This window comes from Cytophaga sp. (assembly GCF_051961495.1).
GTDB lineage: Bacteria > Bacteroidota > Bacteroidia > Cytophagales > Cytophagaceae > Cytophaga.
On record NZ_JBQCDF010000176.1, the window covers coordinates 1 to 6,719 of the forward strand.

Annotated in this window: 5 protein-coding genes and 1 pseudogene; all 6 read right to left on the reverse strand. The window is 39.4% G+C overall.

The annotated features are described in order from the left end of the window. Positions 1-365 (reverse strand): annotated as a pseudogene (locus ACTHJT_RS09200) (quinol:cytochrome C oxidoreductase); the annotation flags it as partial. A gap of 151 nt (positions 366-516) precedes the next feature. After that, a complete protein-coding gene (locus ACTHJT_RS09205) occupies positions 517-1,110 on the reverse strand; it encodes a c-type cytochrome (RefSeq protein WP_440237731.1) in 594 nt (197 codons plus the stop codon). A gap of 23 nt (positions 1,111-1,133) precedes the next feature. Then, positions 1,134-1,664, reverse strand: coding sequence for a DUF3341 domain-containing protein (locus tag ACTHJT_RS09210; RefSeq protein WP_440237732.1), 531 nt, complete (start codon positions 1,662-1,664; stop codon positions 1,134-1,136). A gap of 27 nt (positions 1,665-1,691) precedes the next feature. Continuing rightward, complete coding sequence (nrfD, locus tag ACTHJT_RS09215; RefSeq protein WP_440237733.1) at positions 1,692-3,047, reverse strand: NrfD/PsrC family molybdoenzyme membrane anchor subunit; 1,356 nt, start codon at positions 3,045-3,047, stop codon at positions 1,692-1,694. 20 nt (positions 3,048-3,067) lie between these two features. Next, positions 3,068-6,136: a TAT-variant-translocated molybdopterin oxidoreductase gene (locus ACTHJT_RS09220; RefSeq protein WP_440237734.1), complete on the reverse strand. Its 3,069-nt coding sequence runs from the start codon at positions 6,134-6,136 to the stop codon at positions 3,068-3,070. A gap of 35 nt (positions 6,137-6,171) precedes the next feature. Continuing rightward, positions 6,172-6,719, reverse strand: a 548-nt coding sequence (locus ACTHJT_RS09225; protein ID WP_440237735.1) for a cytochrome c3 family protein, incomplete at its 5' end; no start/stop codon positions are given.

The following is a 6,719-nucleotide window of genomic DNA, read 5'->3' on the forward strand; positions in this document are numbered from 1 at the left end:
AAAAACAAAATAATTGTCAAAGGACCTGCAACCCAAAGGTAGTTACCAAACGCTGAAGGAATACGTTGAACAGCTGCAGACCAACCAGCCCATGCTACATAATTGAATGCTACAAAGAAAATTCCCATGGCTGCTATACCTGCAAAGAAGATATTATTTTGCCATAAATCCTTGATTAAACGTAACGCCCAGGTAGGTTTTTCACCATGACCACCGTGCCCTTCGGCATGTGCATCACCGTGTACTGCATGTGCTGCTTCTGTAGCATGATGCGCTGCGTCGTGAGCATCTGAAGCATGTGCATCAGCAGTTAATGTTGCAGTTGCTGCATCAGCATGCTCTGCACCATGATGTCCTGAATTCATTGCTAAGAATATACCTATAATTACAAGTATTACCCCCGCACCTATTAACATGAATAGTTTTTTCTTTATCTCCGAAGAGAATACAAACTTTTCGTCTAGATTAACTGAAGTATTGTGATGATGTGCCATAAATCTACCTACGTTCTAATAATTATTGTTTTTGTAGAACATTTTTCACGTAAAGTGAAATTTTCCATCTCTCTAAAGGTTCCAATTGAGAAGCATGCTGAAGCATACGTCCTTTTCCATAAGTAATAACATGGAAAATATGGCCAGGATTAACTCCCTGAAGTGCTGTTGACTTTAAGTTCGCAACACCTTGTAATTTTTCGTTTACAGGACCATCTCCTTCTCCACCCTCACCATGACAATGTGAACAGAATCTGTTAAACAATACCTGCCCTTCAGCTAATACTGATTCAGTTGGTTCAATCGGACAAACAAGAGTTGCGTTAGCATATGCCAAAGAATCTTTAGGAATATGATATGGAATTGCACCGCGTTTAATTGTTCCGGCAACAGGCAATCTTAAGTTTGAATTATTATTGTATGGCATAACGTTGTACGCCTCTTTATTTGTTGAATCATCAACCATTGTAACCGGCTCATAAGCCTCAGATACATACATGTTCGGAGCATATTCCGCACGAGGAGTTTCGTGAACAGGTATACGATCGAAGTTGTGATTACAAGATGTAACAGTTGCTGCAAAAACAATTGCTGCTGTTATATTGAAGGTTTTCATTCTCATAGTATATGAAGCCTTTCTTAGTTTGCCAATGATTTTGTGGTAACTTCAGAAGCGCCTGATTCTGAAAGTAATGATTTCAGCTGCGCTGAATCTTGTTTGTTCGATGCAAGATCAAACGTGATTACGAATTTATCGTCAACACTTCTTGGATCGAACATATCCGGTTGAGACCATGGTTTCAGATTGCTGGCTACAAAGAATGTACCTGTCATACCTAACGCACAGAATAATACCGTTAATTCGAATGTAATCGGAATAAATGCCGGAAGCGGAATGTGTGGTTTACCGCCGATATCCATAGGCCAGTCAAAGCCCAGCATCCAGATCATCATTGTTAATGCAGTAATTGTTCCGCAAATACCAAACAGGAATCCTGCAATTGGTAAATTAGAATAATTATATCCTAAAGCATTATCTAGTCCGTGTACAGGATAAGGAGTATACACTTCATGTATCTTTACTCCTTTTGAACGTATCTTGTCAACAGCACTCATCATTACTGTTTCTTCATCGAATACGCCAACTACAAAATTCTTTCCTTTTTCCATATTATTTTAAAGTATCCTGGACTCAGGTTATTTCTTTTCAGAAGATGAATCAATAATTGTTTTAACTTCAGCCATGTTAATTACCGGGAAATACTTCGCGAACAATAAGAAACATGTGAAGAATAACCCAAACGTGAACAAGTAATCCCCTACATCATACAATGTTGGCGAGAAATAAGACCAAGACGAAGGTAAGAAATCTCTGTGTAATGATGTACAAATAATTACGAAACGCTCAAACCACATACCAATGTTTACAACAATAGATAAGATGAATGTCCAAAGAATGCTTGTACGAACTTTTCTGAACCAGAAGAGCTGAGGAGAGATTACGTTACAAGTCATCATAGACGCATATGCCCACCAGTAAGGCCCAAATGCTCTGTTGATGAATGCATATTTCTCATAGGGAACGCCTGAATACCAAGCAATGAAAAATTCAGTGATATAAGCGATACCTACAATAGAACCTGTTAACACGATGATTTTGTTCATCGATTCAATGTGGTTGATTGTAATATAATCTTCTAACTTAAAGACTACACGTGTAACCAACATCAAAGTTAATACCATCGCAAAACCTGAGAAGATCGCACCCGCAACGAAATACGGAGGGAAGATTGTTGTATGCCATCCTGGAATAAGAGAAGTAGCAAAGTCCATTGATACGATCGTGTGTACTGAAAGTACTAGTGGCGTTGAAACACCTGCTAATACTAATGAAACAGCCTCGTAACGGGACCATGTTTTTGCAGAACCATCCCAGTTCATACTTAATGCACCGTAAATAACGCGACGGATACCAGTTGCTCTTTCACGAATAGTTGCGAAATCCGGAATCAAACCTACATACCAGAATACTAATGAAACCGTGAAGTATGTTGAGATCGCGAATACGTCCCACATCAAGGCTGAGTTAAAGTTCTGCCATAAGGAACCGTTGTTGTTTGGCAAAGGTAATACCCAGTGACCAACCCACGGACGACCCATGTGCGCAATAATGAATGTTGCTGCACAAATAACGGCGAAAATTGTCATCGCTTCTGCTGCACGGTTAATAGATGTTCTCCATTTCTGACGGAACAATAACAATACGGCAGAAATCAATGTACCAGCGTGACCGATACCTACCCACCATCCGAAGTTGGTGATATCCCATGACCAACCAATTGTTTTATTCAGACCCCACATACCAATACCCATGTACCATGTAGTCCATAAGCAATAACCACCATAAAACAAGGTTATTAATGCCATGGCAAATGATATTTTCCAGGCAGTTGAAGGAGCACCTTCTACTTGTTTACAAATGTCGTTGGTAACGTCTTTTTTGGTTTTTCCGTTTGTAACCAACGGTGGCCTTACCGAAGAAGTAACTTGCATATCCTTAAATCTCGATTAAATTAGGCGTTAGAAATATTTCTAATTTTTGTCAAATACGTAACATTTGGCTGTACATTCAATTCTTCAAGAACTGTGTATGTACGTTCTTCGTTGTTTACGTGACGTTCCTGGTAAACTTTACCTTCAACATCTCTTAAATCACCGAATAAAATTGCACCAGTAGCACAAGCAGCAGCACAGGCAGTAGTAACTTCTCCGTCAACAATGTGACGTTTCTCTTTCTTAGCCTTAAGTTTTCCTTCTTGTATTTTCTGAACGCAGAATGAGCATTTTTCCATTACACCACGAGAACGTACTGTAACATCCGGATTCAATACCATACGTCCCAATGAAGTATTCATTGCTACGTTTTTATCAAATGCTTCTTCGTTGTCAAAATATTTAAACCAGTTGAAACGACGTACTTTATATGGGCAGTTGTTTGCACAGTAACGAGTACCGATACAACGGTTATAAGTCATTTGATTCAAGCCTTCAGAACTATGTGTAGTAGCAGCAACCGGACATACAGTCTCGCATGGTGCGTGATTACAGTGCTGACACATCATTGGCTGGAATGTAACCTGAGGATTTTCAGAAGGAATTTCTAATGTTCCATAACCAATACCCTCTTTATCATTCGTAAAATATTTACCAGTTTCTTTTGGTTCAGCATCTGAGCTGTAGTATCTATCAATACGGATCCAGTGCATTTCACGAGCGTTTAGAACTTCTCGCTTACCTACAACAGGAACGTTATTTTCAGCCTGACAAGCAATCACGCAAGCACCACAACCTAAACATGTGTTCAAGTCAATAGACATGCTCCACAAGTGGTTTGGCTGATGATGCTGATCTTTCCAGATATCAACTAAAGCCGGTGCTTTTTTACCATCCGGAGTTGAGATTTTTGGAACGAATCTACCTGCAGCAGGATTATTAATATATTCTTCTAATGTAGCGTCCTGAATAATTGGACGGGCCATTAATGTTTGATGCGTTTGAGTTTGAGCGATCTGATACTTTTCTCCTCCTATCGGAGTGATTGTAACAATTGCAGCACTTGAAACAGAACCATCAACAAAACGAGCAAATGGATATGCATTCTTTCCAACGTTATCTCCGCACTTACCTGCGTTTGTTCTTCCGTAACCAATTGCAATGGATACTGTACCTGATGCCTGACCTGGTTGAACCAATACCGGAAGATCTACTGAATAACCGCCTTTTTCTAATTTAACGGTAACCATATCTCCCTGTGTTAAAGATAGCTTTGCAGCATAAGATGCCGATATTGCAACATAATTGTCCCAGGTTGCTTTTGAAATAGGATCCGGTAGTTCCTGCAACCAAGGATTGTTTGCTTGAGAACCTGTACCAACACCTATTTTTTCATATAATTTCAATTCAGTACCTGAAGCATTTGCATTGTAATTTTTAGAAATGCCTGCTTCAACAGCTGAACGATCAAAATTACTTACTGAAGTATCAATACCTGAAACAGTTGCTACTTCAAAAACACCGTCTTGTAAAGCTCTGTCCCATGAAGCACCTGCTAAAATAGATGTCTCCCAGTTTGATTTTAAATATGAATAGTAAGAAATAGTATTTCCTGACCAGGAAAGTAAAGATTCCTGAGCTGCTCTTGTTTTAAAGATCGGAGCAATTGCCGGCTGGCCTAATGAATAAAAACCAGCTTTTGGTTCTGCATCACCCCAGGCTTCTAAGTAATGATGATCCGGAGCAACAAATTTAGCCAGAGAAGCCGTTTCATCAGCTCTGTCTGCAAATGATATTGACAAGCCTACACTTGGCAATGCTTTTGCCAGTTCAGCACCTCTTGGGTGATCAAATGCCGGGTTCGCACCATAGAAAATGATCGCCTTAACTTTTCCTGCAACAACATCATCAATCAATGTATTCATTGCTTCATCATTACCTTGTTTCTGGTAAGAAGGAGTCGCAAGAGAAATTGTTGAACCGTAGTTGCCTAATTCTTTATTGATTTCGTTCACTAAAAGCTGAACGTTCACATCGTTTGATCCGGAAACAACAAGAGATTTTCCTCTGTTAGAAGCTTTCAATAATGCTTTTGCAGCTTTATCCAAAGTATCGTTCTTAATAGAAGTTGTTCCTAATTTTGCAGCAGCAATTCTGTTATATAATTCAGCAACGAATAAGCCTTCCTGAGAAGGTTTGATCGGTTGTCTGTAATCAGCATTACTACCTGTTAAAGATAAAGCTGTTTCAAACTGGAAGTGCTGACTCATCGTTTTCTTAGTCTTGCTAAGTCTACGGGTTTCTGCATATTGAGAAACAAACTCAATTGGTGAAATCCATGTACCTAAGAAGTCTGCTCCGAAGCCTACGATTACAGACGCTTTGCTGAAATCATAAGAAGGAATTACAGCCTTACCGAAAGAAATCTCATTCGCTTTTAAGATACCATATGCAGAATTTGAATCGTATTGTACGTGCTGTGTAGATGGATATTTTGCTTTGAATTGCTCTATTGCCTTTTTAGTAGTAGGGCTAAGAATTGTTTGAGAAACGATTCTTATTTCACCTGCAGTACCACCAACGATAGACAACTGATCAGCAACTTGCTTATCTAATTGTTCCCACGTAGCAGGCTTACCTTTAATAAGTGGGCCCTGAATACGTGCTGTATCATATAAACTCAATACTGAAGCCTGAACACGAGCATTGGTACCGCCTTTCGTAACAGTTGAAAGCTTGTTACCTTCAATTTTAATCGGACGACCTTCACGTGTTTTTACCAATACACTGCAGTATTCACCACCATCTACATAAGTTGATGCATAGTAGTTTGCAATACCTGGCTCAATTTCTTCAGGTTTATTTAAATATGGAATCGCTTTTTTCACTGGAGCTTCGCAGGCAGCTAATGAAACAGCTGCAACGCTAAACCCTAATAGCTTTAAGAAATCTCTTCTATCCGTTCCTTCTGCAGAAGAACTCTTTACGGGAAGGAATTCTGGAAATTCATTTTGAGCATTCTTTACGAATTCAGGGCTATTACCCAACTCTTCAACACCCTTCCAAAATACTTTGTTATTATCTTTCATATCTATGAATAACTAGGCTTTCGAACTTTCTTAGATTAATAGTGACATTTTGAACAATCTAAACCACCGATTTCTTCAGCAGTCATGTCGCCTTTTTTCTTAGACTCCTCATGTACTTTCAATAAACGATCGTAGTATGCATTGTCTTTGCTGTTAACAGCAGTTTCTCTGTGGCAATTGATACACCAGCCCATTGTCAGGTTAGAGTATTGTTTAACAACTTCCATTTCTTCAATCGGACCGTGGCATTTCTGACATTCGATACCTGCCACCTGCGTATGCTGAGAGTGGTTGAAGTAAGCAAGATCAGGCAAATTGTGAACACGTACCCAACGAACAGGTTTACCTGCTGCATAAGCATCTGTCAACTTCTTGATTTCTGTTTCACCGTATTTAGGGCCAGACTTAACATATGTGTGGCAGTTCATACAAATATTCAAAGAAGGAATATTTGACTGCTTACCTTTGTATGCACCTGTATGACAATAGTTACAGTTGATTTTATTATCACCAGCGTGCAATTTGTGCGAGAATGCGATCGGTTGTACCGGAGCATAGTTCTGTTCAACAGCGACTTCCTGAG

Excerpts from the sequence above, each read along its gene's own strand:
- ACTHJT_RS09205 (WP_440237731.1), bottom strand. The coding sequence starts at position 1,110 with ATGAAAACCTTCAATATAACAGCAGCAATTGTTTTTGCAGCAACTGTT.
- nrfD (WP_440237733.1), bottom strand. The coding sequence starts at position 3,047 with ATGCAAGTTACTTCTTCGGTAAGGCCACCGTTGGTTACAAACGGAAAA.
- ACTHJT_RS09220 (WP_440237734.1), bottom strand. The coding sequence starts at position 6,136 with ATGAAAGATAATAACAAAGTATTTTGGAAGGGTGTTGAAGAGTTGGGT.
- ACTHJT_RS09210 (WP_440237732.1), bottom strand. The coding sequence starts at position 1,664 with ATGGAAAAAGGAAAGAATTTTGTAGTTGGCGTATTCGATGAAGAAACA.